This is a genomic window from Pseudomonas sp. B40(2017) (assembly GCF_002112855.1).
Taxonomy (GTDB): Bacteria; Pseudomonadota; Gammaproteobacteria; order Pseudomonadales; family Pseudomonadaceae; genus Aquipseudomonas; species Aquipseudomonas pharyngis.
In genome coordinates, this window is the sequence record NZ_NEIT01000006.1 from 296,286 (window position 1) to 323,206 (window position 26,921).

Annotated in this window: 22 protein-coding genes; 11 read left to right on the forward strand and 11 right to left on the reverse strand. The window is 62.1% G+C overall.

From position 1 onward, the window contains the following. Positions 1–60: 60 nt before the first annotated feature. The 10 genes from CAF76_RS18460 to CAF76_RS18505 form a co-directional block, all read right to left on the reverse strand. On the reverse strand, positions 61–681 hold the full coding sequence (locus CAF76_RS18460) for a TetR/AcrR family transcriptional regulator (RefSeq protein ID WP_007952414.1): 621 nt from the start codon (positions 679–681) through the stop codon (positions 61–63). Positions 682–709: 28 nt separating this feature from the next. After that, positions 710–2,392, reverse strand: a complete 1,683-nt coding sequence (gene phaC, locus CAF76_RS18465; RefSeq protein WP_085648010.1) for a class II poly(R)-hydroxyalkanoic acid synthase — start codon at positions 2,390–2,392, stop codon at positions 710–712. A 151-nt stretch (positions 2,393–2,543) separates the two neighbouring features. Further along, a complete protein-coding gene (gene phaZ / locus CAF76_RS18470; RefSeq protein ID WP_007952412.1) occupies positions 2,544–3,398 on the reverse strand; it encodes a poly(3-hydroxyalkanoate) depolymerase in 855 nt (284 codons plus the stop codon). A gap of 155 nt (positions 3,399–3,553) precedes the next feature. Next, positions 3,554–5,233 carry a class II poly(R)-hydroxyalkanoic acid synthase gene (gene phaC / locus CAF76_RS18475; RefSeq protein WP_039772445.1) on the reverse strand — a complete coding sequence of 560 codons (1,680 nt, stop codon included), beginning with the start codon at positions 5,231–5,233 and terminating at the stop codon, positions 3,554–3,556. Between the two features lie 258 nt (positions 5,234–5,491). Beyond that, positions 5,492–5,869, reverse strand: a complete 378-nt coding sequence (locus tag CAF76_RS18480; RefSeq protein WP_011332068.1) for a gamma-butyrobetaine hydroxylase-like domain-containing protein — start codon at positions 5,867–5,869, stop codon at positions 5,492–5,494. Positions 5,870–5,945: 76 nt separating this feature from the next. Then, complete coding sequence (gene hslU / locus CAF76_RS18485; protein ID WP_039772441.1) at positions 5,946–7,283, reverse strand: ATP-dependent protease ATPase subunit HslU; 1,338 nt, start codon at positions 7,281–7,283, stop codon at positions 5,946–5,948. Between the two features lie 55 nt (positions 7,284–7,338). Then, the gene (hslV, locus tag CAF76_RS18490) at positions 7,339–7,869 is read right to left on the reverse strand and encodes an ATP-dependent protease subunit HslV (protein WP_039772440.1); all 531 of its coding nucleotides are present in this window, start codon (positions 7,867–7,869) and stop codon (positions 7,339–7,341) included. Positions 7,870–8,024: 155 nt separating this feature from the next. After that, the gene (locus tag CAF76_RS18495; protein WP_039772438.1) at positions 8,025–8,741 is read right to left on the reverse strand and encodes an SPOR domain-containing protein; all 717 of its coding nucleotides are present in this window, start codon (positions 8,739–8,741) and stop codon (positions 8,025–8,027) included. 1 nt (position 8,742) lies between these two features. After that, the gene (argS, locus tag CAF76_RS18500; protein WP_085648011.1) at positions 8,743–10,479 is read right to left on the reverse strand and encodes an arginine--tRNA ligase; all 1,737 of its coding nucleotides are present in this window, start codon (positions 10,477–10,479) and stop codon (positions 8,743–8,745) included. Positions 10,480–10,689: 210 nt separating this feature from the next. After that, entirely contained in the window at positions 10,690–12,909 is a 2,220-nt protein-coding gene (locus CAF76_RS18505) for a primosomal protein N' (RefSeq protein ID WP_007952400.1), read from the reverse strand. Between the two features lie 168 nt (positions 12,910–13,077). On the opposite strand from CAF76_RS18505, the gene rpmE reads away from it, so the two are divergent. The 3 genes from rpmE to CAF76_RS18520 all read left to right on the forward strand — a co-directional run bounded on the left by rpmE (position 13,078) and on the right by CAF76_RS18520 (position 15,573). Then, complete coding sequence (gene rpmE, locus CAF76_RS18510; RefSeq protein ID WP_064592895.1) at positions 13,078–13,296, forward strand: 50S ribosomal protein L31; 219 nt, start codon at positions 13,078–13,080, stop codon at positions 13,294–13,296. 41 nt (positions 13,297–13,337) lie between these two features. Beyond that, positions 13,338–14,120, forward strand: coding sequence for a thermonuclease family protein (locus tag CAF76_RS18515; protein ID WP_085648012.1), 783 nt, complete (start codon positions 13,338–13,340; stop codon positions 14,118–14,120). Positions 14,121–14,304: 184 nt separating this feature from the next. Beyond that, positions 14,305–15,573, forward strand: coding sequence for a malic enzyme-like NAD(P)-binding protein (locus CAF76_RS18520; protein WP_007952395.1), 1,269 nt, complete (start codon positions 14,305–14,307; stop codon positions 15,571–15,573). A 351-nt stretch (positions 15,574–15,924) separates the two neighbouring features. On the opposite strand, the gene CAF76_RS18525 is transcribed toward CAF76_RS18520, so the two are convergent. Continuing rightward, entirely contained in the window at positions 15,925–18,369 is a 2,445-nt protein-coding gene (locus CAF76_RS18525; RefSeq protein WP_371857896.1) for a penicillin-binding protein 1A, read from the reverse strand. Positions 18,370–18,589: 220 nt separating this feature from the next. On the opposite strand from CAF76_RS18525, the gene CAF76_RS18530 reads away from it, so the two are divergent. The 8 genes from CAF76_RS18530 (at position 18,590) to CAF76_RS18565 (ending at position 26,841) form a co-directional block, all read left to right on the forward strand. Continuing rightward, positions 18,590–19,654 carry a pilus assembly protein PilM gene (locus tag CAF76_RS18530; RefSeq protein WP_007952389.1) on the forward strand — a complete coding sequence of 355 codons (1,065 nt, stop codon included), beginning with the start codon at positions 18,590–18,592 and terminating at the stop codon, positions 19,652–19,654. After that, positions 19,654–20,220: a PilN domain-containing protein gene (locus tag CAF76_RS18535; protein ID WP_085648013.1), complete on the forward strand. Its 567-nt coding sequence runs from the start codon at positions 19,654–19,656 to the stop codon at positions 20,218–20,220. The genes CAF76_RS18530 and CAF76_RS18535 overlap by 1 nt, the downstream gene beginning before the upstream one ends. Then, entirely contained in the window at positions 20,217–20,840 is a 624-nt protein-coding gene (pilO, locus tag CAF76_RS18540) for a type 4a pilus biogenesis protein PilO (protein ID WP_085648014.1), read from the forward strand. The genes CAF76_RS18535 and pilO overlap by 4 nt, the downstream gene beginning before the upstream one ends. Beyond that, a complete protein-coding gene (locus tag CAF76_RS18545) occupies positions 20,837–21,361 on the forward strand; it encodes a pilus assembly protein PilP (RefSeq protein WP_085648015.1) in 525 nt (174 codons plus the stop codon). Before pilO ends, CAF76_RS18545 begins: the two co-directional genes overlap by 4 nt. 14 nt (positions 21,362–21,375) lie before the next feature. After that, the gene (gene pilQ / locus CAF76_RS18550) at positions 21,376–23,454 is read left to right on the forward strand and encodes a type IV pilus secretin PilQ (protein WP_085648016.1); all 2,079 of its coding nucleotides are present in this window, start codon (positions 21,376–21,378) and stop codon (positions 23,452–23,454) included. A 4-nt stretch (positions 23,455–23,458) separates the two neighbouring features. After that, complete coding sequence (aroK, locus tag CAF76_RS18555; protein ID WP_011332081.1) at positions 23,459–23,977, forward strand: shikimate kinase AroK; 519 nt, start codon at positions 23,459–23,461, stop codon at positions 23,975–23,977. Between the two features lie 151 nt (positions 23,978–24,128). Beyond that, positions 24,129–25,229: a 3-dehydroquinate synthase gene (gene aroB / locus CAF76_RS18560; protein WP_011332082.1), complete on the forward strand. Its 1,101-nt coding sequence runs from the start codon at positions 24,129–24,131 to the stop codon at positions 25,227–25,229. Positions 25,230–25,239: 10 nt separating this feature from the next. Further along, positions 25,240–26,841: an AAA family ATPase gene (locus tag CAF76_RS18565; RefSeq protein ID WP_085648017.1), complete on the forward strand. Its 1,602-nt coding sequence runs from the start codon at positions 25,240–25,242 to the stop codon at positions 26,839–26,841. Positions 26,842–26,921 lie beyond the last annotated feature (80 nt).

The window sequence follows — 26,921 nt, forward strand, 5'->3', positions numbered from 1 at the left end:
CTCAAGAAAACGCCCGGCCTGTGAAGGTCGGGCGTTTTTGTTTGGGTAAAAGCCGTCGGATTACTCGTGATCTTCGAGATACTGCAAAGCCATCCTCTCCGTCGCCACCTTCACCGGCGGCAACAGATGCGGCGCCACCAGCATCATGATCTGGTACACCACCAGCCGCACTTCGCCTTCGCGATCAAGAATCCGCTGATAGTCCAGCGAGAACAGCAGCGTCATGGTGATCTGCTCCACCAGTTGCCCCAGCGCCTGGGTGTCGCTGACCAACTGCCCCGACGCCTTCAGCCGCGCCAGCAATGACGCCAGCGTGCGCTTGAGCACGTTGAGGAACTGGCGAATGCCCTTGGCCAGTTTCGGCAGGCGGCCGGCCAGGTTCGACAGGTCCTGGAACAGAAAACGGTACTGCGCCAGCCGTTCGACGATCAGGTGCAGGAACAGCCAGTAATCCTCCGGCGCCAGTTCGACATCGGCGGGCGGGTCGAGCAGCGGGGCGAGGTCGTTCTGGAAGCGCTCGAACAGTCCAAGAATCAGCGGTTCCTTGCCGTGGAAGTGGTAGTAGAGGTTGCCGGGACTGATCCCCATTTCATTGGCAACCTCCATGGTGGAGACGTTCGGCTCGCCCTTTTCATTGAACAACTGCAGGGCACATTCGAGGATCCGTTCGCTTGTTTTCATCCAGTCGTCTTAAAAGGGCTTGAGTCAGTCAGCGCACACGCACATAGGTGCCGGGTGCTGCTTCCATCGGTGGATAATTGGCGTTGCCGAGGGTCATCTGGGTTTCGTGCAGGGTGCCGGAGCGCTGCTGCACCCACTCCAGCCATTGCGGCCACCAACTGCCGTCGACTTTCTTGGCGTCGTAGTACCAGGCGCGCGGATCGCCGCTGAGCTTTCCGTTCTCGACGTAATGGGCTTTCGGGTTGCCCGGCGGGTTGAGGATGCTCTGCACGTGGCCGCTGTTGGACAGCACGAAGCGCCGCTCACCACCCAGCAACAGCGTCGAGCGATACACCGCGTCCCACGGCGTGATGTGGTCGTTCATGCCGGCCACGCTGAAGCTGTCGACCGTGACCTTCTGCAGGTCGATCGGCGTGCCGCACACTTCCAGGCCCCCCGGATGGGTCAACGGGTTGTGCTTGAAGAAGTCCAGAATGTCGCCGTGAAACGCGGCGGGCAGGCGGGTGCTGTCGTTGTTCCAGTAGAGGATGTCGAACGCCGGCGGCTCCTTGCCCAGCAGGTAGTTATTGACGAAATAACTCCAGATCAAATCGTTGGGGCGCATCCAGGCGAACACCTTGGCCATGTCGCGACCGTCCAGCACGCCTTTCTGATAGGACCGCCGCTTGGCCGCTTCGAGCGTTTGCTCATCGGCGAACAGGGTGGCCGGGGTGTTCATTTCACTGTCGAGCAGGCTCACCAGATAGGTGGCGCTGGAGACTCGTCGCAACTGCCGCTTGGCCTGCAGATGCCCTTGCAGCGCGGCAATGGTCAGCCCGCCGGCGCAGGCGCCCATCAGGTTGACCTCACGGGCGCCGGTGATCGCCCGGCAGATGTTCATCGCTTCTTCCACGGCTTCGACGTAGGTCGACAGGCCCCATTCGCGATGCCGTACATCCGGGTTGCGCCAGCTGATCATGAAGGTCTGCAAGCCGTTCTTCAGCGCAAACTGGACGAAGCTGTTGCTCGGGCTGAGGTCGAAAATGTAGTACTTGTTGATTTGCGGCGGCACCACCAGCAGCGGTTTCGAATACTGTTTTTCGCTCATCGGCCGGTACTGGATCAGCTCGAGCATTTCGTTGCGAAACACCACTGACCCTGTGGTGGTGGCGACGGTCTTGCCGACTTCGAAAGCCTGTTTGGTGACCTGGCGTGGCAGGCCGTCGTTGTGCAGCAGGTCGTCGATCAGATGGCTGAGACCGCGCACCAGACTGTGGCCGCCGGAGTTGAACAGCTCCTTCACAGCCAGCGGATTGAGCAGTGTGTTGGAAGGCGCCACGGCGTCGTTGAGCAGGGTGAAGGCGAAGTGCGCGCGGGCGCGGTCGTCGTCGCTCATACTGCTCTCGTCGATCCAGCTCTTGACCTGTTTCTGCCAGGCCAGATAAGCCTGCAGGCTGCGCCGATAGAACGGATTGAGGCTCCACGCCGGATCGGCGAAGCGGCTGTCCTGCGGATTGGTCGGGTGCAGGGTTTCGCCGAGCAGCACGCGTCCGAGCGCGCCCCCCAGCTTCAAGGCGTGTTTTGCACTGTGGACCGGATTACGCAAGCCGTGGGCCGCGACGCTGCGCAAGGTCGAGATCAGGTCCCGGCCGCGTAGACCGGTCATGGCACTCTGTGCATTGATGAACACGGCGGGGCTGGGCACGACGCCCGTCGCTGGTTTGTCACGCATGACTCAACACTCCTTCGTCTTCAGGCCAAAAACAAACACACCGAACCAGAACACCATAGACGCTGTTGCGGGTTGTTGCCTGCGCGGCCTCCTGCCGCGCACCTGTGTGGACACGTTGCAAGACGCTGTCCAGAAATCCGTGCCGGGACGGTTATCCGCCCAGCGGTGTCGGGTGCGGATGCATCACCGCACGCTGACGTTCCTCCTGGAGGAATTTCATGATGATCGGCGCCACCGCCTCGGCCCGGGTAATCAGGAACAGATGCCCGTCGTCGATGATGTGCAGCTGCGCGTTGGGGATTCGCCAGGCGAGCATGCGCATGTTGATCAGCGGGATCAGCGGATCGTCATCTCCAGCCAGCACTAGCGTCGGCTGATGGATCTTGTGCAGCCAGTGAATGCTGGTCCAGCCCAGGCCCGCGAACAGTTGCCAGTAGTAGCCGAGTTTGCCCGCCGAACGCACCTTGGCCGCATGGCTGGCGGCGAGTGTCGGGTCGCGGCGGAACGAGCCGCCGTAGATCATCGGGGCGATGCGGATCACATGGGACGGCTGGATGTAGCGCCGTGGGCTGGCCATCATCCACAGCACCTTCGGCTTGCCCGGCACCATCACCGCACCGGCGGCGGTCGCCGCCAGCACCAGCTTCTTGCAGCGCTCGGGATAGTCGTAGGCGAACTGCTGCGCCAGCGCGCCACCCCAGGACACGCCGATCACGTTGACCTGTCCGTAGTCGAGGTAATCGAGCATCCGCGCGGTGAGCTTCGCCAGCCCGGGAAAGCGATACGGACGGCTCGGCGTCGAGGAACCACCGACACCGGGCACGTCGAAGGCGATCACTTCCAGGTCCGGATCCAGCGCCGCGACGAAAGGAAACACCAGCTCCAGGTTGGCGCCGATGCCGTTGAATATCAGCAAGGGCGTCAAGTGAGGCTTGCCGGGGCGGACCGCCGTGCGGATGGTCTGGCCATCGAGCTCGACGGTTCGAAAGATGAACGGGTGCGGCATGCTTCAAGGCCCTGTGGGTCGATCTCAATGTCAGCCTCAATCCCCTGTGGGAGCGAGCCTGCTCGCGATAGCGGTGTATCAGTCAGCACATTGTTCCGGCTGTCGACGCCATCGCGAGCAAGCCCGCTCCCACATTGTGGGGCGAGGTGTGTCGGTTACCGCTCGTGTACGTAAGTGCCCGGTGAAGCTTCGCCTGCCGGATACGCTTTGTTGCCCAGCTTGGTCGGCGCCTTTTTCAGCTCGCCCGACCGCGCGGCCTGCCACGCCTGCCAGTACAGCCACCAGGAGTCGGCGTGCTTGGTCGAGTTTTCCTGCCAGTCATCGGCATTGGCGGTCATTTCATCGCTGGTCATGTAGCGCGATTTCGGGTTGCCCGGCGGGTTCAGGATGCTCTGGATATGCCCGCTGCTGGACAGCACGAATTCGACCTTGCCACCAAACAGCTGCGCCGACTTGTAGCAGGACTTCCACGGGGTGATGTGGTCGTTGGTGCCGGCCAGCGAGAAGATGTCGGCGGTCACCTGCTTGAGGTCGATCGGCGTGCCGCACACTTCCAGTGCATTGGGGCGGATCAGTGGGTTGTTTTTGAACATCTCGATCAGGTCGCCGTGGAACGCGGCCGGCAGTCGAGTCGTATCGTTGTTCCAGAACAGGATGTCGAACACCGGCGGTTCGTTGCCGAGCAGGTAGTTGTTGACCCAGTAGTTCCAGATCAGGTCATTCGGGCGCATCCAGGCGAAGACCTTGGCCATGTCTTTGCCTTCGAGCACGCCGGCCTGGTACGAATGGCGCTTGGCGGTCTCCAGTGTCTGCTCGTCGACGAACAGGGCGACGTCGCTGTCCAGCGTTGTATCGAGCACGCTGACCAGCAGGGTCAGGGCGTTGACCTTGTTCTCGCCGATTGCCGCGTAGTGGCCGAGCAGGGCGGTGCAGGTGATGCCGCCGGAGCAGGCGCCGAGCATGTTGACGTCCTTGCTGCCGGTGATCGCGGTGACTACGTCGACCGCTTCCTTCAGGGCCTCGATGTAGGTGGAAAGGCCCCACTCGCGCTGTTCCTTGGTCGGGTTGCGCCAGCTGACGATGAAGGTCTGCACATTGTTGCGCAGGCAGAAACGCGCCAGGCTCTTGTCCGGGCTCAGGTCGAATACATAGAACTTGTTGATCTGCGGCGGCACCACCAGCAGCGGGCGCTCGTGCACTTGCTCGGTGATCGGCTTGTACTGGATCAGCTCCAGCACGTCGTTGCGAAACACCACCGCGCCTTCGGTCACGCCCAGGCTCTTGCCGACCTCGAACGCGCCCATGTTGACCTGGCTCGGCATGCCGCCGTTGTGCACCAGATCCTTGGCCAGGTGCGAGAGGCCGTCGAGCAGGCTTTTGCCGCCGGTCTCGAAGAAGCGTTTGACCGCCGCCGGGTTGGCCGCGGTGTTGGTCGGCGCCATGGCCTCGGTCATCAGGTTGATCACGAAGTGGCCGCGCGCGATGTCCTTGGGCGAGAGGCTGCTGTCGTCGATCCAGGCATGGAGTTCCTTGCGCCACGCCAGATAGGTTTGCAGATAACGTTTGTACAGCGGGTTCTGACTCCACGCCGGATCGACGAAGCGACGGTCATCGCCCGCCGGTTGCAGGTCGGATTTGCCGAACAGCACGTTCTTCAGTTCGAGGCCGAACTGGGTGACGTGTTTGACACTATGGATCGGTTGTTTGATGGCCTGGGTCAGCACCATTCGAGCAGAGGCCAGCAGATCCTTTCCGCGTAGCCCAACGACAGGATTCAGCCCCAGGGTGTTCTCCGAGGCCTGGTACTTCAAATCATCGTTATTCTTGTTACTCATCTACGACGCTCCATTGTCCTGAGACGAGTACCCGGTTTTCTGCTGTGCAGTTCCACAGCCAATGCCAGGTACTACTGCTCGGGTGACCGTTGATTCTGCATAGCTGCTTTACAGTCGTAGAGCATTGCAGGGAACTTGCCAGTTCCATTGGTTACCCGAGAATGATTTTTTTCGCAAGCAGCCGATCCCGGGCCGCTTTAGCGGAGCATTCAAACAGATGAATCTAGAAAATGCCCTCTAAACAGTCCGAGCCGCGGACTAGAGCATCAGCTTGACGACGGACTGGTCCGGGTCGCGGGTTTTGCCGGCGGCTTTGAGCTCGGCCAGATAATCCGCCCAGAGTGCGTCATGACGTCGCCCCAGCTCGTACAGGTAATCCCAGGTGAACAGTCCGCTGTCGTGACCGTCGTCGAAGGTCAGTTTCAGTGCGTACTGACCGGCCGGTTCTACCTTGGTCAGGCCGACGTGCAGCTTGCCGAATTGCAGGATCGGTTTGCCGTGACCCTGGACCTCGGCGGAGGGGGAATGCACGCGCAGGAATTCGGCGGGCAGGGTGTACTCCTCGCCGGACGCGTATTTGAGCGACAGGGTTTTCGAGGCTTTGTGCAGTTTGATGTCGGTGGGGAGTTGGGTCATCGCCGGCGTTCCGTCAGGTGGAAAAAATTGTGGGAGCCGATGGCTCCCACAGTTTCACGACCACTGTAAGTATGGCTTACAGGATATAACGGGACAGGTCTTCGTTCTGCGCCAATTCGCCCAGGTGGCTGTTGACGTATTCGGCGTCGATCTCGATCGCCTTGTCGTCATGGGCGCTGGCCAGATCGCCGGCACTGAACGACACCTCTTCCAGCAGACGCTCGAGCAGCGTGTGCAGGCGACGGGCACCGATGTTCTCGGTCTTCTCGTTGACCTGCCAGGCAATCTCCGCCAGACGCTTGATGCCTTCCGGCTGGAACTGGATGTTCAGGCCTTCGGTTTTCAGCAGTGCGCAGTACTGCTCGGTGAGCGAGGCGTGCGGTTCGCTGAGGATGCGTTCGAAGTCCTGCGGGCTCAGGGCCTTGAGTTCGACGCGGATCGGCAGACGGCCTTGCAGCTCCGGCACCAGATCGCTCGGCTTGCTCAGGTGGAACGCACCGGAGGCGATGAACAGGATGTGGTCGGTCTTGACCATGCCCAGCTTGGTGTTGACGGTGCAGCCTTCGATCAGCGGCAGCAGGTCACGTTGCACGCCTTCGCGGGACACATCAGCGCCGCCGACATTGCCGCGCTTGGCGACCTTGTCGATCTCGTCGATGAACACGATGCCGTGCTGCTCGACGGCTTCCAGGGCCTTGGCCTTCAACTCCTCTTCGTTGACCAGGCGACCGGCTTCTTCGTCGCGTACCAGTTTCAGCGCTTCCTTGACCTTGAGCTTGCGGGCCTTCTTCTTGCCCTTGCCCATGTTGGCGAACAGGTTCTGCAACTGGTTGGTCATTTCTTCCATGCCCGGAGGCGTGGCGATTTCGATGCCGGCCATTTCGGCGACTTCGATCTCGATTTCCTTGTCGTCCAGCTGACCTTCGCGCAGGCGTTTGCGGAACAGCTGGCGGGTGTTGGAATCCTGGGTCGGCGCTTCTTCATTGCTGAAGCCCATGCGTGCCGGTGGCAGCAGGGCGTCGAGGATTCGGTCCTCGGCGGCGTCTTCGGCGCGGTGGCGAACGCGGGTCATTTCCTGCTCGCGCAGCATCTTGATCGCGGCGTCGGCCAGATCACGGATGATCGATTCGACGTCACGGCCGACGTAGCCGACTTCGGTGAACTTGGTCGCTTCGACCTTGATGAACGGTGCGTTGGCCAGTTTGGCCAGGCGACGGGCGATCTCGGTTTTACCGACGCCGGTCGGGCCGATCATCAGAATGTTCTTCGGGGTCACTTCAACGCGCAGCTCTTCAGGCAGCTGCATGCGGCGCCAGCGGTTGCGCAGGGCAATCGCGACAGCGCGCTTGGCATCGTCCTGGCCGATGATGTGGCGGTTGAGTTCGTGGACGATTTCGCGGGGAGTCATGGACATAATAATTGACGGTCCTCAAGCAGAAACAAGCCGTGGCACAGGGGCCGCGTCAGGCTCATTCAGCGAGATCCTGCTCCTCAATGGTCTGGGTGTGGTTGGTGAATACACAGATGTCGCCGGCGATGCCGAGAGCGGTCTCGACGATTTCGCGGGCCGACAGGTCGGTCTTCTTCAGCAGGGCGCTGGCGGCGGCTTGCGCATAGGCGCCACCGGAACCCATGGCGATCAGGCCGTCTTCGGGTTCGACCACGTCACCGTTGCCGGTGATGATCAGCGAGGCGTCCTTGTTGGCGACCGCGAGCATCGCTTCGAGGCGGCTCAGGGAGCGGTCGGTGCGCCATTCTTTGGCGAGTTCGACGGCGGCGCGGATCAGGTGGCCCTGGTGTTTTTCAAGCTGGCCTTCGAAGCGTTCGAACAGGGTGAAGGCGTCGGCGGTGGCACCGGCGAAACCGGCGATGACTTCGCCGTGGTACAGGCGACGAACTTTCTTCGCGTTGCCTTTCATCACGGTGTTGCCGAGAGAAACCTGGCCGTCGCCGCCCATGACGACTTTGCCGTGGCGGCGGACTGAAACGATGGTGGTCAAGGGAAGAGTCTCCACACTGCAGGGCGAAAATGCCTTATGCCCATTCATATGGGGGTGGTGGAGAGGATTTCAACTGCGGGGCGGGAGAGGGGACGAGCGGTGATTTGTGCATGATCGTTCCCACGCAGAGCGTGGGAACGATCAGTGGGGAGCTGTCAGCGGCTCTGGCGTTGTTGTAACAGCAGGTTGCTGAAGCCGGCGCCCGCCAGTTGTTTCTGGGCGGTGGTCAGCTGTTCGCGGTTGCTGAACGGGCCGACCAGTACGCGATACCAGGTTTCATCCTTGACCGTCCCGGACTCAACCGCGACTGCCTGGCCGAGCAGAATGATCTGCGCGCGGACCTTGTCGGCATCCGTCTCTTTGCGGAACGAGCCGGCCTGCAGGAAGAACTTGGTCACCGGTGCAGCCTTGGTCACCGGCGGCGCTGGCGGCGGGGTGATTCCGGCCAGCGCAGCCTGCGCCCGTGCGGTGTCGATCTTCGCCGCTTCGGCCGGGGTCACCGGCGTGGTCGGGATTGCCGGCACCTGTGGCGTCGGCAGGGTTTTCTCCGGCACGGCATCAGGCGGCACGATCACTTCCGATTCCGGCAGCAGGGTGTAGAAGTCGTACTTCGGCTTCACCGGTTGCGTCGGGCTCGGCGGGGTCTTGTTGGCCTCGGCGATCTTGGAGGCTTTCTGTTGCTGCTGTTGCTCGACCTTCTCGCGCTTGACCGTGTCGCTGCCCTTGCCCGGCTCCAGTTTCATCAGGAACACGATGAACGCGCCGACCGTCAGGCCGATGGCCATCCACAGCCAGCCCGGAATCGGCTGCTTCGCTGGAGCCTGGTAACGGCTGGCGCCACGCTTGGGTGCAGGTTTTTTCTTGGCAGCCAACTTACATGCGCTCCAGGGTTTCCAGGCCGAGCAGTTCCAGGCCTTGCTTGAGGGTACGGCCGGTCAACGCGGCAAGGCGCAGACGGCTTTGCATTTGTGCCGGAGTGTCGGCGGTGAGGATCGGGCAGTTCTCGTAGAAGCTGGAGAACAGGCCGGCGACCTCGTACAGGTAGGTGCACAGGGTGTGTGGCGTGCCCTTTTCCGCAACGTTGTTCAGCACTTCACCGAACTGCGCCAGTTTGGCTGCCAGATCGTGTTCCTGCGGCGCTTCGAGGACGATCTGGCCATCGACTTCGCTGTAATCCTTGTCAAGCTTGCGGAACACCCCGGCCACGCGAGTGTAGGCGTACAGCAGGTACGGGGCGGTGTTGCCTTCGAGGTTGAGCATCTGGTCGAAGTTGAAGCTGTAGTCGCTGGTGCGGTGCTTCGAAAGGTCGGCGTATTTCACCGCGCCGATGCCCACAACCTTGGCGATGCTGCGCAGTTCGTCGTCGGCCAGTGTCGGGTTTTTCTCTTTTACCAATGCGTAGGCACGTTCCTGCGCTTCGGTCAGCAGGTCGATCAGTTTCACGGTGCCGCCGTCACGGGTCTTGAACGGACGGCCGTCGGCGCCGTTCATGGTGCCGAAGCCCATGTGCTCCATTTCCATCGGATGGGTCACGAAACCGGCCTTGCGTGCCACGGCAAACACTTGCTGAAAGTGCAGGGCCTGACGCTGGTCGACGAAGTACAGCGCACGGTCGGCCTTCAGTTTGCCGCTGCGGTAGCGCACGGCCGCCAGGTCGGTGGTGGCGTACAGGTAGCCGCCGTCAGCCTTGACGATGATCACCGGCAGCGGCTCGCCTTCGGCGTTCTTGAATTCGTCGAGGAACACGCACTGGGCGCCGTTGCTTTCGACCAGCATGCCGGCGGCTTTCAGGTCGTTGACCACGTTGATCAGGTCGTCGTTGTAGGCGCTTTCGCCCATCACGTCGGCCATGGTCAGTTTGACGTTGAGCAGTTCGTAGATCTTCTGGCAGTGCGACAGCGAGATGTCTTTGAACTTGGTCCACAGTGCCAGGCACTCGGCATCGCCAGCCTGCAACTTGACCACCAGACCACGGGCGCGGTCGGCGAATTCCGGCGATTCGTCGAAGCGCTGCTTGGCGGCGCGGTAGAAGTTTTCCAGGTCCGACAGCTCGTCGCTGGTGATCGGGTTTTCCTGCAGGTACGCCATCAGCATGCCGAACTGGGTGCCCCAGTCGCCGACGTGGTTCTGACGGATGACGGTGTCGCCGAGGAATTCGAGCACGCGGGCCACGCCGTCGCCGATGATGGTCGAGCGCAAGTGGCCGACGTGCATCTCTTTGGCCAGGTTCGGCGCCGACAGATCGACCACGGTGCGTTGCGCCGGGCCGGCCTTGCGCACGCCAATGTGATCGTCGGCCAGAGCCGCGTCGAGGCGCGAGGCCAGCGCCTGGGTGTTCTGGAAGAAATTGATGAAGCCAGGACCGGCGATTTCGGCCTTGGTGACGTTTTCGTCAGCCGGCAGGGCGGCGATGATTTTTTCCGCCAGATCGCGCGGCTTCATGCCCGCAGGCTTGGCCAGCATCATGGCGATGTTGCTGGCAAAGTCGCCGTGGGTCTTGTCCCGGGCGTTTTCCACCTGGATCGCCGGCGTCAGGCCTTCAGGCAACACACCTTCGTTGACGAGTTGGGTGAGGGCTTGTTGGATCAGCTGGCGAATGGTGTCTTTCATGGTCTTCTCTTTCGACCGCAAGCGCGGCGGCGCATCGATGCGCGGGTGGAAAAACTGGGCATTATCCGTTGCGAAGACGGGCTTGCCAACCTTAGCAGGCAGGATGTGGATGTGTGGTGACAAATAGACTGCTTTCGCGAGCAGGCTCGCTCCCACAGGTAAAGCGCAGTCCTTGTGGGAGCGAGCCTGCTCGCGAAGGCGATCTTCAGATCAATACAAATCGACAGGATCGACATCCAGCGACCAGCGCACCGCCCTGCCGCTTGGCATCTGTTCCAGTACCAGCAGCCAGCTCGCCAGCAATCGGTGCAGCGGCGCCCGGGCCGTGGCCTGCAACAGCAACTGCGCGCGGAAGCGCCCGGCCCGACGTTCCATCGGTGCCGGCACCGGTCCCAGCAGTTCAATGCCGGTCAGATTCTGTTCGGCCAGCAAACGCTCGGCCTCGCTGCATGCCTCATCGAGAAAACCTTCGGCCTGCCCCGGCTTGTGCGCTTCGGCGCGCAGCAGGGCGAGATGGGCGAACGGCGGCAGGCCGGCTGCGCGGCGTTCGCTCAGGGCCTGCTCGGCGAAGGCGAAGTAACCCTGCTCGGTCAGTTGCACCAATAAAGGATGGTCGGCCAGATGCGTCTGGATGATCACCTTGCCCGGTTCTTCCGCCCGCCCGGCGCGGCCGGCGACCTGCACGATCAGTTGCGCCATGCGCTCGCTGGCGCGGAAGTCGCCGGAGAACAGCCCACCGTCGGCATCGAGGATCGACACCAGCGTCACCCGAGGGAAGTGGTGCCCCTTGGCCAACATCTGGGTGCCGACCAGAATGCACGGCTGGCCTTTCTGGATCGTGGCGAACAACTGATTCATCGCATCCTTGCGTGACGTGCTGTCACGGTCGACGCGCAACACCGGATAGTCCGGGAACAGAATTGCCAGCCGTTCCTCGGCCCGCTCGGTGCCGGCGCCCACAGGCCGGAGATCGACCTTGTTGCACTTCGGGCACTGGCGCGGCACGCGCTCGACGTAACCGCAGTGGTGGCAGCGCAGTTCGCCGTAACGCTGGTGCACGGTCATCCGCGCATCGCAGCGCTGGCACTCGGACATCCAGCCGCAGTCGTGGCACAGCAGCGTCGGGGCAAACCCCCGGCGGTTGAGGAACACCAATACCTGCTGGCCGGCGGCGAGGGTCTGGCCGATGGCTTGCTGCATCGGCCCGGAAATTCCGCTGTCCAGGGGACGACTTTTCACATCCAGGCGCAGGAAACGTGGCTGCTTGGCGCCACCGGCCCGCTCGTTCAGTCGCAGGAGTCCGTAGCGACCGGTGTAGGCGTTGTGCAGGCTTTCCAGGGATGGCGTCGCGGAACCGAGCACGATCGGGATGTTTTCCTGCCGCGCCCGCACCAGCGCCAGATCCCGCGCGTGGTAGCGCAGGCCTTCCTGCTGTTTATAGGATCCGTCGTGTTCTTCATCGATGATGATCAGCCCCGGATTTTTCATCGGGGTGAACAGCGCCGAGCGGGTGCCGATAATAATGTCGGCCTCGCCGTCACGGGCGGCGAGCCAGGCATCCAGACGATCACGATCGTTGACCGCCGAGTGCAACAGGGCGATGCGCGCATTGAAGCGTTGTTCGAAGCGGGCCAGGGTCTGCGGGCCGAGGTTGATCTCCGGGATCAGCACCAGCGCCTGTTTGCCGGCCTCGAGGGTTTCGCGGATCAGCTGCAAATAGACTTCGGTCTTGCCGCTGCCGGTGACCCCGGCCAGCAAGAACGCATGATAACTGTCGAACCCGGCGCGAATTGCCTCATACGCGGCGCGCTGTTCGCTGTTGAGCGGCAGCTCGGGCTGGGCCAGCCAGTGCTCATGGCGCGCGCCGGGGGCGTGACGGCGCACTTCGACCTGCACCAGATCCTTGGCCAGCAGCAGATCGAGGCTGTCCTTGCTCAGCATCAGTTTGCTCAGCAACTGATGGGCGACGCCGTGAGGGTGCTGGGCCAGCGTCGCCAGGGCTTCACGCTGGCGCGGGGCGCGGGCGATGCGCGGGTCATCGAGGCTGGCGCCGGGAGCGGCGGACCAGAAGCGCTCCTGACGAGCCTCGGCCAATTCGCCCTGACGCAGCAGCACTGGCAACGCCCAGCTCAGAGTGTCGCCGAGGCTGTGCTGATAATACTGAGCCGTCCACAGGCATAGCTTGAACAGCGCCGGCGGTAGCGGAGCGGTGGCGTCGAGCAGGGCCAGCGCCGGTTTGAGCTTTTCCACCGGCACTTCGCTGGTGTCGGTGACCTCCACCAGAATCCCGATCATCTCCCGTCGGCCGAACGGCACTCGCAGGCGCATGCCCGGTTGCAACTGCGAACGCAGCACGCCGGCCGGGGCCCGATAGTCGAACAGGCGGCGCAGGGGCGAAGGCAGGGCGAGGCGCAGAATGGCGTCGGGCACGCGGGGGATTCTCATAGGCGGGGCGGTGGAGAAGGGCGGGAGCCTAGCAGACGGTCGGTCTCAGTGACAGCTTGCGTGATCGGGATTGTCTGGTAGAATCCGCGGCCTAATTACGTGCGGTATTCAACAATCGTGTTGGATGGCGGCACGCCAGCTGAGGAAAACACCATGAAAGCCGATATCCACCCGAATTACCCAGAAGTTGCAGTAACTTGCAGCTGCGGCAACAAGTTCGAAACCCGTTCGACCTTCGGCAAAGCCTTGTCGATCGACGTTTGCAACGAGTGCCACCCGTTCTACACCGGTAAGCAGAAGACTCTGGACACCGGTGGTCGCGTTCAGAAGTTCGCCGACCGTTTCGGTGCTTTCGGCGCGAAAAAGGCCTAAGGCCCTTCATTCTGGAAAACCTCAGCGGCTTTTCCGGTCTGATGAAAAAGGCGTCCCTTGCGGGCGCCTTTTTTGTGTCCGCGATTTGGTTCTCCTCCGCTCAGGCCTTCTGCCCGGCGCCGGCCGGGCTGGACAGCGCCACGGTGCAGCGGGTGGTCGACGGCGACACCCTGCGCCTGAATGACGGGCGCAATGTGCGGATGATCGGCCTCAATACGCCCGAGCTCGGCAAGCAGGGCCGCAGCGACGAGCCGTTTGCAGTGGCCGCGCGCAAGCGTCTCGAAGCCCTGGTCGCCGAGAGCGACGGGCGGGTCGGCCTGCAACTCGGCGCCGAGTCCAAGGACCGTTACGGCCGCACCCTGGCCCATGTTTTCAGCGCCAGGGGTGAGAACCTCGAAGCGCAGATGCTCGCCGATGGCCTCGGTTTCCAGGTCGCGGTGGCGCCGAATGTCGATCTTGTCGATTGCCAGCAGGCCGCCGAACGCCGCGCGCGACAGGCCGGGCTTGGTCTGTGGAGACGCTCACCTGTACTGAAAGCGGAGCAGATCGAGCGCTCGGGTTTCGCGGTGGTCAGCGGTCGTGTGAGCAAGGTTCAGCGCAATCGCGGTGGAATCTGGATCGAGTTGCAGGACAAGCTTGTACTGCGCGTTGCACCCAATCTGCTGGATCGCTTCGACGCCGCTTCTCTGCAGGCGCTGAATGGCAGACAGATCGAGGCCCGTGGCTGGGTGGTCGACCGTTCTCGGCGTGGTGGATTGAAATCAGGTCAGGCGCGCTGGCTGTTGCCGCTGACCGATCCTTCGATGCTCCAGTCGTCCCGCTGAAGAAAAAATTGTAGACATTTTTTCTGTCGATTGTGAACAGTCTAGCCCTTGTGCGCCGTGGCTCTTGGCCCAAAGTCTTAGGGCAGGGCGCTTGACAGGGGTGACCGGGCAGTCTTGTGGGGACTTTGCGAGGCGCGTATCCTCGCTGACCAGTCTGTCCAACAGTAAAAAGCGGAATGCCAAAATGTCTGATCTGAAAACTGCCGCTCTCGAATATCATGCCAATCCTCGTCCAGGAAAGCTGAGTGTCGAGCTCACCAAGGCCACTGCTACCGCCCGCGACCTGTCGCTGGCCTACAGCCCCGGCGTAGCTGAACCAGTGCGCGAGATCGCCCGCGATCCTGAACTGGCCTACAAGTACACCGGCAAGGGCAACCTGGTTGCAGTCATTTCCGATGGCACCGCGATTCTGGGCCTGGGTAACCTCGGCCCACTGGCCTCCAAGCCAGTGATGGAAGGTAAAGGCGTGCTGTTCAAGCGCTTCGCCGGTATCGACGTCTTCGACATCGAAGTCGACTCCGAAAGCCCGCAAGCCTTCATCGACACCGTAAAACGCATTTCCATCACCTTCGGTGGCATCAACCTGGAAGACATCAAGGCGCCCGAGTGCTTTGAGATCGAACGCGCTCTGATCGAGCAGTGCGACATTCCGGTATTCCACGATGACCAGCACGGCACCGCGATCGTGACCGCTGCGGGCATGATCAACGCCCTGGAAATCGCTGGCAAAACCCTGGCCGACGCCAAGATCGTCTGCCTGGGCGCCGGCGCAGCCGCCATCTCCTGCATGAAATTGCTGGTGAGCATGGGCGCCAAGGTCGAGAACATCTTCATGGTTGACCGTACTGGCGTGATCCACGCTGGCCGTGACGACCTGAACCAGTACAAGGCTGTGTTCGCTCACCCTACCGAGAAGCGCACCCTGGACGACGCCATCGAAGGCGCTGACGTATTCGTCGGCCTGTCGGGCCCGAACCTGCTGAGCGCCGAGCAACTCAAGCGCATGGCGGCCAACCCGATCGTTTTCGCCTGCTCCAACCCTGATCCGGAAATCTCCCCGGAACTGGCTCACGCCACCCGTAACGACGTGATCATGGCCACCGGCCGTTCGGACTACCCGAACCAGGTCAACAACGTACTGGGCTTCCCGTTCATCTTCCGTGGTGCCCTGGACGTTCGCGCCAAGCGCATCAACGAAGAAATGAAGATCGCTGCCGCCAACGCCCTGCGCGAACTGGCCAAGCTGCCGGTGCCTCAGGAAGTCTGCGACGCCTACGGCGGTATCTCCCTGGAATTCGGTCGTGAGTACATCATTCCGAAGCCAATGGACAAGCGCCTGATCACCGTGATCTCCGACGCCGTGGCCAAGGCTGCGATCGAGACCGGTGTGGCGACCCTGCCGTATCCGAAGAACTACCCGCTGAAAAGCGTGGATGACGTGTTCAACGGCTAAGTCGTTGTTGCGCTTCATGAAGAGCCCCGCTTTTTAAGCGGGGTTTTTTTTGGTCGTGAAAATGCGTTCCGGCTTCAAGGGCGGCCCTCACCCTAACCCTCTCCCAGGGGGAGAGGGGACTGACCGTGGGATGCTTGAGAGGTACGCCGACGTGGAGGCCTTGCTGTGAATCCATAATCGACTCGGTTATTCAGGTCGACGTACAGCGCCAGACACCTCGGTCGGTTCCCTCTCCCCCTGGGAGAGGGCTAGGGTGAGGGCCGCTCTTGATGTGAAATGCCATTCTCAGTACGACAGAAAACAAAAAGCCCCGCACTTCTCACGAAGGCGGGGCTTTTTGGCAGTTGCGGATCAGAACAAATCGATCGGCGCCTGTTCATCCGCCGGCAGCGGACTGCCCGGCACGGTGCCATTGCCGATCTCGTTGACCGACGGTGGCGTGTCTTCGGCCTTGAAGAGCTCGAAATAGGCGCCCGGCGTGCTCGGTGATGCCGCGCGACCGCTGACCGGATCCACCCGCAGGCTGAGAATGCCTTCCGGCTCCGGCTGGACATGCGGTGGCTTGTCCTTGAGCGCGGCGGCCATGTAGTTCATCCAGATCGGCAGTGCCACGGTGCCGCCGAACTCCCGGCGACCGAGGCTTTCCGGCTGGTCGAAACCGGTCCACACGGTGGTCACGTAATCGGCGTTATAGCCGGAGAACCACGCATCCTTGGATTCGTTGGTGGTACCGGTCTTGCCGGCGATGTCGCTGCGGCCCAGGGCCAGTGCACGACGGCCGGTGCCGAGCTTGATCACGTCCTGCAGCATGCTGTTGAGGATGTAGGTGGTACGGCCATCGACGATGCGCTCGGCAACTGCGGGGGCTTGCGGTACAGCGGCGTTGCCTGGCGCTTCCCCTGGAACCGGCGCTGCGTCGACGGTGATCGATTGCGTTGCCGGTGCCGCGATACCGTCGGTGGCCGCGCCGCCCTGCGGTACGGTCGGCGGGTTGGCGACGAACAGCGTGTCGCCGTTGCGGCTTTCGATCTTGTCGATGATGTACGGAGTGATCTTGTAGCCGCCGTTGGCGAAGGTGCTCCAGCCGGTGGCGATCTCCATCGGCGTCAGGGTCGCGGTGCCCAGCGCCAGGGACAGGTTTGGCGGCAGGTCCTGCTTGTTGAAGCCGAAGCGGGTGATGTAATCGATGGTCTTGCCCACGCCCATCGCCTGCAACAGGCGGATCGACACCAGGTTGCGCGACTTGTACAGCGCCTCACGCAGACGGATCGGGCCGAGGAAGGTGTTGGTGTCGTTCTTCGGACGCCAGACCTTGTCCAGGTACTCGTCGACGAACACGATCGGCGCGTCGTTGACCAGGCTGGCGGCGGTGTAGCCGTTATCCAGTGCGGCGCTGTAGACGAACGGCTTGAAGCTCGAGCCCGGCTGACGCTTGGCCTGCATCGCACGGTTGTAGTTGCTCTGCTCGAAGGCGAAGCCGCCGACCAGCGAGCGGATCGCGCCGTTCTGTGGATCCAGCGACACCAGTGCGCCCTGCGCCTGTGGAATCTGGCTGAACTTCAGCGAATTGTTCGGCTGGCGCTGCACGCGAATCAGATCGCCGATCTGTGCCACATCCGACGGCTGGCGCGGCGCGGCACCCATGCTGTTGGTATTGAGGAACGGTCGCGCCCATTTCATGGTGTCCCACGCCACGTGCTCTTCGCCGGTGCGGGTCAGCACTTGCAGGCCGTTCTTGTCGACCTGGGTGACGATGGCCGGCTCGAGGCTGCTGATGGTGCGCTGCTTGGTCAGTTCAGTGGCCCAGGCTTCGCGGGTCTTGCCCGGCAGGCGCGACTCGGGGCCACGGTAGCCGTGACGCTGATCGTAGGTCATCAGACCTTCGTGCAGCGCGGTGTTGGCCATTTCCTGGAGGTTGCTCGGCACCGTGGTGGTGACGCGGAAACCTTCGGTATAGGCGTCGCTGCCGTAGCGGCCGACCATTTCCGCGCGAGCCATCTCGGCGATGTACGGCGCGTTCACTTCCGGGGTCGGCACGTGATAGCTGGCGTTCAGCGGCTCGTTGATCGCGGCGGTGTAGTCGGCTTCGGTGATCTTGCCGAGCTTGTACATGCGGCCGAGGATCCAGTCGCGACGCTCCTTGCTGCGCGCCGGGTTGGCCAGCGGGTTGAAGCGCGACGGGGCTTTCGGCAGGCCGGCGATCATCGCCATCTGCGCCAGGCTGACTTCGCGGATCGACTTGCCGTAATACACCTGCGCCGCCGCCTCGATGCCGTAGGCGCGGTTGCCCAGATAGATCTTGTTCACGTACAGCTCAAGGATCTCGTCCTTGGTCAGCTGGCGTTCGATCTGCAGGGCCAGAAGGATTTCCGTGGTCTTGCGCGAGAAGCTGCGTTCGCTGGTCAGGAAGAAGTTCTTCGCCACCTGCATGGTGATGGTGCTGCCGCCGGACTGGATGTGACCGCTCTTGACCAATTGGGTCGCGGCACGCATCAGGCTGCTCGGATCGACGCCATAGTGGTTGGCGAAGTTGTCGTCTTCAGCACTTAGTAACGCATTGATGAAATTGGGGGGAATGTCGGCGAAACGGATCGGTGTGCGGCGCATTTCGCCAAATTCTGCGATCAACTTGTTGTCGCTGCTGTACACCCGCAGTGGAATCTGCAACTGAATGCTTCTCAGCGCCTCCACAGATGGCAAACCCGGACTAAGGTAAAGAAACGCGCCGCTGAGACCTAAAAGCAGTCCGCAGAAAACGGCGACGATGGACCAACCGAAAAATTTCAGCAGACGAATCAAGGCTTTTGGACATCCACGGCAAAGAATGAATTGGGCGACAGGGTTCCGGGTAACACACAGAACGACCCGCGCCGGCAGTAAAAGGCGGAAAAAATCGCTGGGCATTATAAGCACTTTTCCGCAGGGGGCGTCATTTGCGCTTCTGTCAAGACGGGGCGAGGGAACGCAATGCGCATTACAGAGTCCGTAACTCACGGAAAGTCATAGGGAATTGGTAGTGCTAGGACTCTTCAATAAAAAGGCCAATACGTTACTGGGGATCGACATCAGCTCCACGTCGGTGAAGCTGCTGGAACTGAGCCGTCAGGGCGAGCGCTACCGGGTCGAGGCGTATGCGGTAGAGCCGTTGCCGGCGAGTGCCGTGGTCGAAAAGAACATCGCCGAACTCGAGGGCGTCGGCCAGGCCCTGTCCCGGGTGCTGGTCAAGGCGCGTACCGGGTTGAAAACCGTGGCGGTGGCCGTGGCTGGCTCGGCGGTGATCACCAAGGTCATCGAGATGGACGCCGGGCTGTCCGACGATGAACTGGAAAACCAGCTCAAGATCGAGGCCGATCAATACATTCCCTACCCGCTGGACGAGGTCGCCATCGACTTTGAAGTCCAGGGCGTTTCGCCGCGCAACCCCGAGCGGGTCAACGTACTGCTGGCCGCCTGTCGCAAGGAAAATGTCGAAGTCCGCGAAGCGGCGCTCGCTCTCGCCGGGCTGACCGCGCGGGTGGTAGATGTAGAGGCGTATGCGCTGGAGCGCTCGTTCGGCCTGCTGGCCACGCAACTGGCCGCGTCCCAGGATCGGTTGACGGTGGCGGTGGTCGACATCGGCGCCACCATGACCACCCTCAGCGTCCTGCACAACGGCCGGATCATCTATACCCGCGAACAGCTGTTCGGCGGTCGACAGCTGACCGAGGAAATCCAGCGCCGTTATGGCCTGACCCTTGAACAGGCGGGACTTGCCAAGAAGCAGGGCGGCCTGCCGGACGATTACGTCAGCGAGGTGCTGCAGCCATTTCGTGAGGCGCTGGTGCAGCAGGTGTCGCGCTCCTTGCAGTTCTTTTTTGCCTCCGGCCAGTACAACGCTGTCGACCACATTCTGCTGGCCGGCGGCACGGCGTCGGTGCCCGGCCTCGACCGGCTGATCGAAGAGCGCCTGAACACCCCGACCCAGGTTGCCAATCCGTTTTCCGACATGGCCTTGAGCAGCAAGGTCAACGCCGGGGCTTTGGCGAGCGATGCGCCGGCCCTGATGATTGCCTGCGGGCTCGCGCTCAGGAGTTTCGACTGATGGCGCGGATCAACCTTTTACCCTGGCGCGAGGAGCGCCGCGAGGAGCGGCGCAAACGCTTCCTGCTGGTCTTGATCGGTGTGGTGGTTGGTTCGGTGGGGGCGGTGCTCATCGCTGATCAGATCATCAGCGGCGCCATCGCGCGGCAGGTTGCGCGCAATGACTACATCGGCAAACAGATCTCCGTGGTCGACGAGAGGATCAAGCAGATCAGCGAGCTCAAGGCCCATCGTCAGCAACTGGTGGAGCGCATGCGCATCATCCAGGACTTGCAGGGCAACCGGCAGATCAGCGGGCGGATCTTCGATCAGCTGGCGCGCACCTTGCCCGACGGGGTGTATTTCACCGACGTGAAAATGGTCGGCAAGACCCTGTCGATCAGCGGCGCGGCGGAGTCCAACAATCGGGTGTCCGACCTGATGCGCAATCTCGACGCCTCCGACTGGTTCGATGCGCCCAACCTCAATGAAGTGAAAGCCACCACCGCCGGACAAGTGGATCAGGCCAACGTCTTTCAGCTGACCGTTCGCCAGACTCGACCCCGGATCGAGGAGGACGACCAATGAAGCCGTCCGAGTGGCTGGACAGCCTGCGCAATGTCGATTTCAACGACCTGGACACCAGTAACATCGGTTCCTGGCCGCCAGTGGTCAAAACCCTGGCCGGCGGGTTGTTGATGGTGCTGGTCCTGGCGCTTGGCTATAACTTTTTCATCAGTGACCTGGAGAGCCAGCTCGAGCTCAAGCGTGAGGAGGAGGTCACCCTCAAGGAGCAATTCGCGAGCAAGGCGCGCATGGCGGCCAATCTGGAGCTGTACACCCAGCAGATGAAAGAGATGGAAAACTCGTTCGGCGTGCTGTTGCGACAACTGCCCAGTGACACCGAAGTGCCGGGGTTGCTGGAAGACATCACCCGCACCGGACTGGGCAGCGGCCTTGAGTTCGAAGAGATCAAACTGCTGCCGGAGGTTACCCAGCAGTTCTACATTGAGCTGCCCATCCAGATCACCGTGACCGGGGCCTATCACGACCTCGCGACCTTCGTCAGTGGCGTGGCCGGGCTGCCCCGCATCGTCACCCTGCACGATTTCGAGCTGGCGCCAGCCAATCCCGAAGGCGGGCCGAAGCTGCGCATGAGCATTCTCGCCAAGACCTACCGCTACAACGACAAGGGGCTGCAGAAATGAGCCCGATCCGTTTTATCGCCTTGTCGACATTGTTATTGGTGCTTGGTGGCTGTGGCGGCGATGACTTCAGTGACCTCGACGCCTACATGAATGAAGTGCGCCTGCGTCCGCCGGGCAAGATCGAGCCGACCCCGACCTTCCGCTCCTTCCCGACATTCACCTACAGCGCCGCCAACCTGCGCAGTCCGTTTTCGCGCCAGCTGCGGGTCGATCTGGCCGGGCAGAAACATGGCTCGCGCGACGTGAAACCCGATCCCAACCGGGTCAAGCAATACCTCGAAGGTTTCAACATCGAGCAGTTTGAAATGGTCGGCACGATTGCCAACGCCTCCGGTTCCTTTGCCCTGCTGCGAGGCGCGGGCGGCGTCCATCGGCTCAAGGTCGGCGACTATCTGGGGCGCAACGACGGGCGCATCGTCGCCATCAGCGCTTCACAGGTCGAAGTGGTCGAAATCGTTCCCGATGGCCAGGGCGCCTGGCTTGAACGGCCGCGCACCATTCCTTTGAAAGAGCATTCATAAGTGGAAGTCGAACAATGAACAGGATTTTCTCCACCCTCGGTTTTTCGCTATGGATAGCGCTGCTTTCGCCGATGGTACAGGCAGCCAATCTGAAGGCGCTGGACGTCGCGGCACTGCCGGGCGACCGGGTCGAGCTGAAGCTGTCGTTCGACGGCCCGCCTCCGCAGCCCAAGGGCTACACCACCGATTCGCCGGCGCGGATCGCACTCGATCTGCCGGGTGTCGCCAGTCAGCTGGCAAGCAAGACCCGTGACCTGGGCAGTGGCAATGCGCGCACGGCCACGGTGGTCGAGGCCAATAACCGGACGCGGCTGATCATCAGCCTGACGCAACTGGCACCGTACGACACCCGGGTCGAAGGCAATACGGTGTTCGTGGTGGTCGGGCAAGGCAGTAAAGCCGCTGCCCCACGTGCGGCCGCTCGTGCACCGCGCGCAGCACCTGCGGCAGCGCCGGTCCGCACGTTTGCGCCGACCGCCAGAGCCATTCGCGGCGTGGATTTCCAGCGTGGTACGGCGGGCGAGGGCAACGTGGTCATCGACTTGTCCGACCCGGCTATCGCCCCGGACATCCAGGAGCACGACGGCAAGATCATCCTCAATTTCGCCCGTACCCAATTGCCAGAACCGCTGCGGGTGCGCCTCGACGTCAAGGACTTCGCCACCCCGGTGCAGTTCGTCAATGCCGGGGTCAGCGGTGATCGGGCGACGATCACCGTCGAACCCAGCGGTACTTTCGACTATTCCACTTACCAGACCGACAACAAGCTGACCGTCAGCATCCGGCCGTTGACCGTCGATGACCTGCAAAAACGCAACGCCGATCGCAACAGCTATAACGGCGAAAAGCTCTCGCTGAATTTCCAGGACATCGATGTGCGTTCGGTGCTGCAACTGATCGCCGACTTCACCAACCTCAATCTGGTGGCCAGCGATACGGTGCAGGGCGGGATCACCTTGCGCCTGCAGAACGTGCCGTGGGATCAGGCGCTGGATCTGGTGCTCAAGACCAAAGGCCTGGACAAGCGCAAGGTCGGCAATGTGTTGCTGGTGGCGCCGGCGGATGAAATTGCTGCGCGCGAGCGGCAGGAACTGGAATCGCAGAAACAGATCGCCGAACTGGCGCCGTTGCGCCGCGAGCTCCTGCAAGTGAACTACGCCAAGGCCGCCGACATCGCCAAGCTGTTCCAGTCTGTCACCAGCGCCGAGGCGAAGGTCGACGAGCGGGGTTCTATCACCGTCGATGAGCGCACCAACAACATCATTGCCTACCAGACCCAGGATCGCCTCGACGAGCTGCGGCGGATCGTGGCGCAGCTGGATATTCCGGTGCGTCAGGTGATGATCGAAGCGCGGATCGTCGAGGCCAACGTCGACTACGACAAGAGTCTGGGTGTGCGCTGGGGCGGTTCGATTCAGAACAAGGGCAACTGGAACACTTCCGGGGTCAGCAACGGTTCGTCGACCACCATTGGCACGCCGGGAAGCACCAGCACCAACTCTCCGTTCGTCGATATGGGCACGGTCAACAACACCTCCGGGATCGGCATCGCCTTTATCACCGACAACGTCTTGCTCGACCTTGAGCTGACCGCCATGGAGAAGACCGGCAACGGCGAAATCGTCTCGCAGCCCAAGGTGGTCACCTCCGACAAGGAGACCGCGAAGATCCTCAAGGGCACCGAGATTCCGTATCAGGAAGCCAGCTCCAGCGGCGCTACGTCGGTGTCCTTCAAAGAGGCGTCGCTGTCGCTGGAAGTGACGCCGCAGATCACCCCGGACAACCGCATCATCATGGAGGTCAAGGTCACCAAGGACGAACCGGACTACCTGAACAAAGTGCAGGATGTACCGCCGATCAAGAAAAACGAGGTCAATGCCAAGGTGCTGGTGAACGACGGCGAAACCATCGTGATTGGGGGCGTTTTCTCAAATACTCAAAGCAAGGTCGTAGATAAGGTGCCATTTCTTGGCGATGTGCCGTATCTTGGCCGCCTTTTCCGGCGTGATGTGGTTTCGGAGAAAAAATCCGAGCTGCTGGTATTTCTCACTCCGCGTATCATGAATAACCAGGCGATTGCTGTGAGTCGTTGATTCTGTGCGAAATTTGATTCTTGTAGGACCGATGGGGGCTGGAAAAAGCACCATCGGCCGATTACTGGCCAAAGAGCTGCGCCTGCCGTTCAAGGATTCCGACAAGGAAATTGAACTGCGTACGGGCGCCAATATTCCGTGGATCTTCGACAAGGAAGGCGAGCCCGGCTTTCGTGACCGTGAGCAGGCGATGATCGCAGAGCTGTGCGCGTTCGACGGCGTGGTGCTGGCGACCGGCGGCGGCGCGGTGATGCGCGATGCCAACCGCAAGGCCCTGCACGAAGGCGGGCGGGTGGTGTATCTGCACGCCTCCGTCGAACAGCAAGTCGGCCGCACCTCTCGCGACCGCAACCGGCCGTTGTTGCGCACTGCCAATCCGGAGAAAACCTTGCGCGATCTGCTGGCGATCCGTGATCCGCTTTATCGGGAAATCGCCGACCTGGTGGTGGAAACCGACGAGCGGCCACCGCGCATGGTCGTGCTCGATATTCTCGACCGCCTGGCGCAGCTTCCGCCCCGTTAAAGCATCGCTCGAAATGCGCTATCCTCGGCGTCCTGTCACGCCCGCCGAGGTTGTGGCGGATGGCGTGCGAGCGGCGTCATACCCGCTATAGGCCGCAGACAACCAATAATTCAGGGCAGGACGCCTGCTTCCATCTTCACTGTGGGGACACATGCAGACACTCAAGGTCGACCTAGGCGAGCGCAGCTACCCGATTCACATTGGCGAGGGACTGCTGGACCAGCCAGAGCTGCTGGCCCCGCATATCCATGGGCGGCAGGTGGCAATCATCTCCAACGAGACCGTTGCGCCGCTCTATCTCGAGCGTCTGACCCGCAGCCTGGCGCAGTTTTCAGTGGTTTCCGTGGTGCTGCCCGACGGCGAAGCCTTCAAGAACTGGGAAACCCTGCAGTTGATTTTCGACGGACTGCTGACCGCCCGTCATGACCGCCGCACCACAGTGATCGCCCTCGGTGGCGGCGTGATCGGCGACATGGCCGGTTTCGCGGCCGCCTGCTACCAGCGCGGCGTCGATTTCATCCAGATTCCTACCACGCTGCTGTCCCAGGTCGATTCGTCGGTGGGCGGCAAGACCGGGATCAACCATCCGCTGGGCAAGAACATGGTTGGCGCGTTCTATCAGCCGAACGTGGTGCTGATCGATACCGCGTCCCTGAAAACCTTGCCGGCGCGTGAGCTGTCGGCAGGGCTGGCGGAAGTCATCAAGTACGGCCTGATCTGCGACGAGCCGTTCCTGACCTGGCTCGAAGACAACGTCGACGCCCTGCGTGCACTGGATCAAACGGCCCTGACCTATGCCATCGAGCGCTCTTGCGCCGCCAAGGCTGCAGTGGTCGGCGCCGATGAGAAGGAAACCGGTGTACGGGCCACACTCAACCTCGGCCACACCTTTGGCCACGCTATCGAAACCCACATGGGCTATGGTGTCTGGTTGCATGGCGAAGCGGTCGCTGCTGGCACCGTGATGGCGCTGGAAATGTCCGCGCGTCTGGGCTGGATCAGCGAGCAGGAGCGTGATCGCGGCATCCGGCTGTTCCAGCGTGCCGGTCTGCCGGTGATCCCGCCGGAAGAGATGACCGAAGCCGATTTTCTTGAACACATGGCAATTGACAAAAAAGTGATCGACGGTCGCTTGCGCCTGGTGCTGCTGCGCCGGATGGGCGAAGCGGTGGTGACCGACGATTATCCGAAAGAGGTTCTACAGGCCACGCTGGGAGCGGATTACCGCGCTCTGGCTCAGCTTAAAGGTTAATAAGATTCCGATGACTAGTTTGCATGCCGACGAGGCGTTCCTCGGCCATTTCCAGTTAAGTCACGACCCTTTCGCGCCGCGGGTGCCGGGCTTCAAATTCTTCCCGGCCCAGCGCAAGCCGGTGCTGGGTCAGTTGCATCATCTGGCGCGTTACAGCCAGTTGCTGCTGGTGGTCACCGGCCCGCAGGGCAGCGGCAAGACCCTGCTGCGTCAGGCGCTGGTGGCCAGCACCAACAAGCAATCGGTGCAGAGCGTCGTCGTTTCCGCCCGTGGCGCCGGCGATGCCGCCGGTGTGCTGCGCCAGATCGCCCAGGCGCTGGACGTGGCCCAGGCCGAAGTCGGGGCGATCCTCGATCAGGTCGTACAACTGGCCCTGACCGGTCAGGAAGTCTATCTGCTGGTGGACGATGCCGAGCAGCTCGACGAGTCCGCCCTTGAAGCCCTAATGGCGCTGGGCGCCGGCGCGCCGGAAGGTCGCCCGCATGTGTTCCTGTTCGGCGAGTCGTCGCTGATCGCGCAGCTCGAGGCTTTGCACCTTGAGGAAGAGCGCTTTCACGTCATCGAACTGCAGCCGTACACCGAAGAAGAAACCCGCGAGTATCTTGACCAGCGGCTCGAAGGTGCCGGCCGGGGTGTCGAACTTTTCACCGCGGATCAGATCTCTGATATTCACGAAAGCTCCGAGGGTTGGCCGGGCAACATCAACCAGGTCGCTCGCGATGCTCTGATCGAAGTCATGATTGCCAGCCGCTCAGCGGTCAAGCGTCCAAGTATGGGGTTCAACATGCCGAAGAAACACGTATTGGCGATTTCCGCCGTCGTTGTGGTCGCGGTCGCTGCCGCCTGGCTGATGCCGGGTCGCAACAAGGCACCGACCACCGGTGCGCCGGCCAACGAGCAGGCACAACTGCCTTTGGGCCAGGGCACGCCGCAGGCGGGTGGCGCGCCGTCCGTCGAATTCAACGGCAATACCCAACCGATGCCGCTGCCGCTGGTCGGCAACTCGCAACCGGTAATGCGCGGTCCGCTGGCTGAAGCCGCGGGTGGTATCACTGAAGGCGACGACGGTGTGCCGGTCGAAGGCTCCAGCAACACGCCGCCGACCGTGACCACCACCGCGCCACCCGCGGGCGTTCAGGCCGGCCCTGCGCCGACCCCGGTTCCGGTTCCGGTCCCGGCAGCCAAACCGACCCCGGCACCGACCCAGGTCGCTACCGCCAAGCCTGCTCCGGCCGCTCCAGTGGCCAAACCGGCTCCGGTCCCTGCCAAGCCTGTTGTCGCCGCGAAACCTGCCGAGAAGCCGGTCACCGTCGCCAAGGCTGCCGGTGGCAGCTGGTACGCCGGTCAGCCGACCAGCAACTACGTGGTGCAGATCCTCGGCACCAGCTCCGAAGCGACCGCGCAAAACTTCGTCAAGGAGCAGGGCGGCGAGTACCGTTATTTCAAGAAAGTCCTCAACGGCAAGCCTCTCTACGTGATCACCTACGGCAACTTCGCCAATCGTGATGCAGCCGTTTCTGCCATCAAGGCCTTGCCAGCGAAGGTTCAGGCTGGTAAACCTTGGCCTCGCACTGTCGCCAGCGTCCAACAGGAACTGGCAACAACTCGCTGAAGATTCGGCGGCCTTACCCAGGCCGCCTCTCCAAGCACCTCAAAATTTCTACAAGTGCGCGCCGCCCTTACGGGCCGCGT

Excerpts from the sequence above, each read along its gene's own strand:
- aroB (WP_011332082.1), top strand. The coding sequence starts at position 24,129 with ATGCAGACACTCAAGGTCGACCTAGGCGAGCGCAGCTACCCGATTCAC.
- CAF76_RS18565 (WP_085648017.1), top strand. The coding sequence starts at position 25,240 with ATGACTAGTTTGCATGCCGACGAGGCGTTCCTCGGCCATTTCCAGTTA.
- hslU (WP_039772441.1), bottom strand. The coding sequence starts at position 7,283 with ATGTCCATGACTCCCCGCGAAATCGTCCACGAACTCAACCGCCACATC.
- CAF76_RS18460 (WP_007952414.1), bottom strand. The coding sequence starts at position 681 with ATGAAAACAAGCGAACGGATCCTCGAATGTGCCCTGCAGTTGTTCAAT.
- CAF76_RS18520 (WP_007952395.1), top strand. The coding sequence starts at position 14,305 with ATGTCTGATCTGAAAACTGCCGCTCTCGAATATCATGCCAATCCTCGT.
- CAF76_RS18515 (WP_085648012.1), top strand. The coding sequence starts at position 13,338 with ATGAAAAAGGCGTCCCTTGCGGGCGCCTTTTTTGTGTCCGCGATTTGG.
- phaC (WP_085648010.1), bottom strand. The coding sequence starts at position 2,392 with ATGCGTGACAAACCAGCGACGGGCGTCGTGCCCAGCCCCGCCGTGTTC.
- rpmE (WP_064592895.1), top strand. The coding sequence starts at position 13,078 with ATGAAAGCCGATATCCACCCGAATTACCCAGAAGTTGCAGTAACTTGC.
- CAF76_RS18545 (WP_085648015.1), top strand. The coding sequence starts at position 20,837 with ATGAGCCCGATCCGTTTTATCGCCTTGTCGACATTGTTATTGGTGCTT.
- argS (WP_085648011.1), bottom strand. The coding sequence starts at position 10,479 with ATGAAAGACACCATTCGCCAGCTGATCCAACAAGCCCTCACCCAACTC.
- CAF76_RS18480 (WP_011332068.1), bottom strand. The coding sequence starts at position 5,869 with ATGACCCAACTCCCCACCGACATCAAACTGCACAAAGCCTCGAAAACC.
- pilQ (WP_085648016.1), top strand. The coding sequence starts at position 21,376 with ATGAACAGGATTTTCTCCACCCTCGGTTTTTCGCTATGGATAGCGCTG.
- phaZ (WP_007952412.1), bottom strand. The coding sequence starts at position 3,398 with ATGCCGCACCCGTTCATCTTTCGAACCGTCGAGCTCGATGGCCAGACC.
- phaC (WP_039772445.1), bottom strand. The coding sequence starts at position 5,233 with ATGAGTAACAAGAATAACGATGATTTGAAGTACCAGGCCTCGGAGAAC.
- pilO (WP_085648014.1), top strand. The coding sequence starts at position 20,217 with ATGAAGCCGTCCGAGTGGCTGGACAGCCTGCGCAATGTCGATTTCAAC.
- CAF76_RS18535 (WP_085648013.1), top strand. The coding sequence starts at position 19,654 with ATGGCGCGGATCAACCTTTTACCCTGGCGCGAGGAGCGCCGCGAGGAG.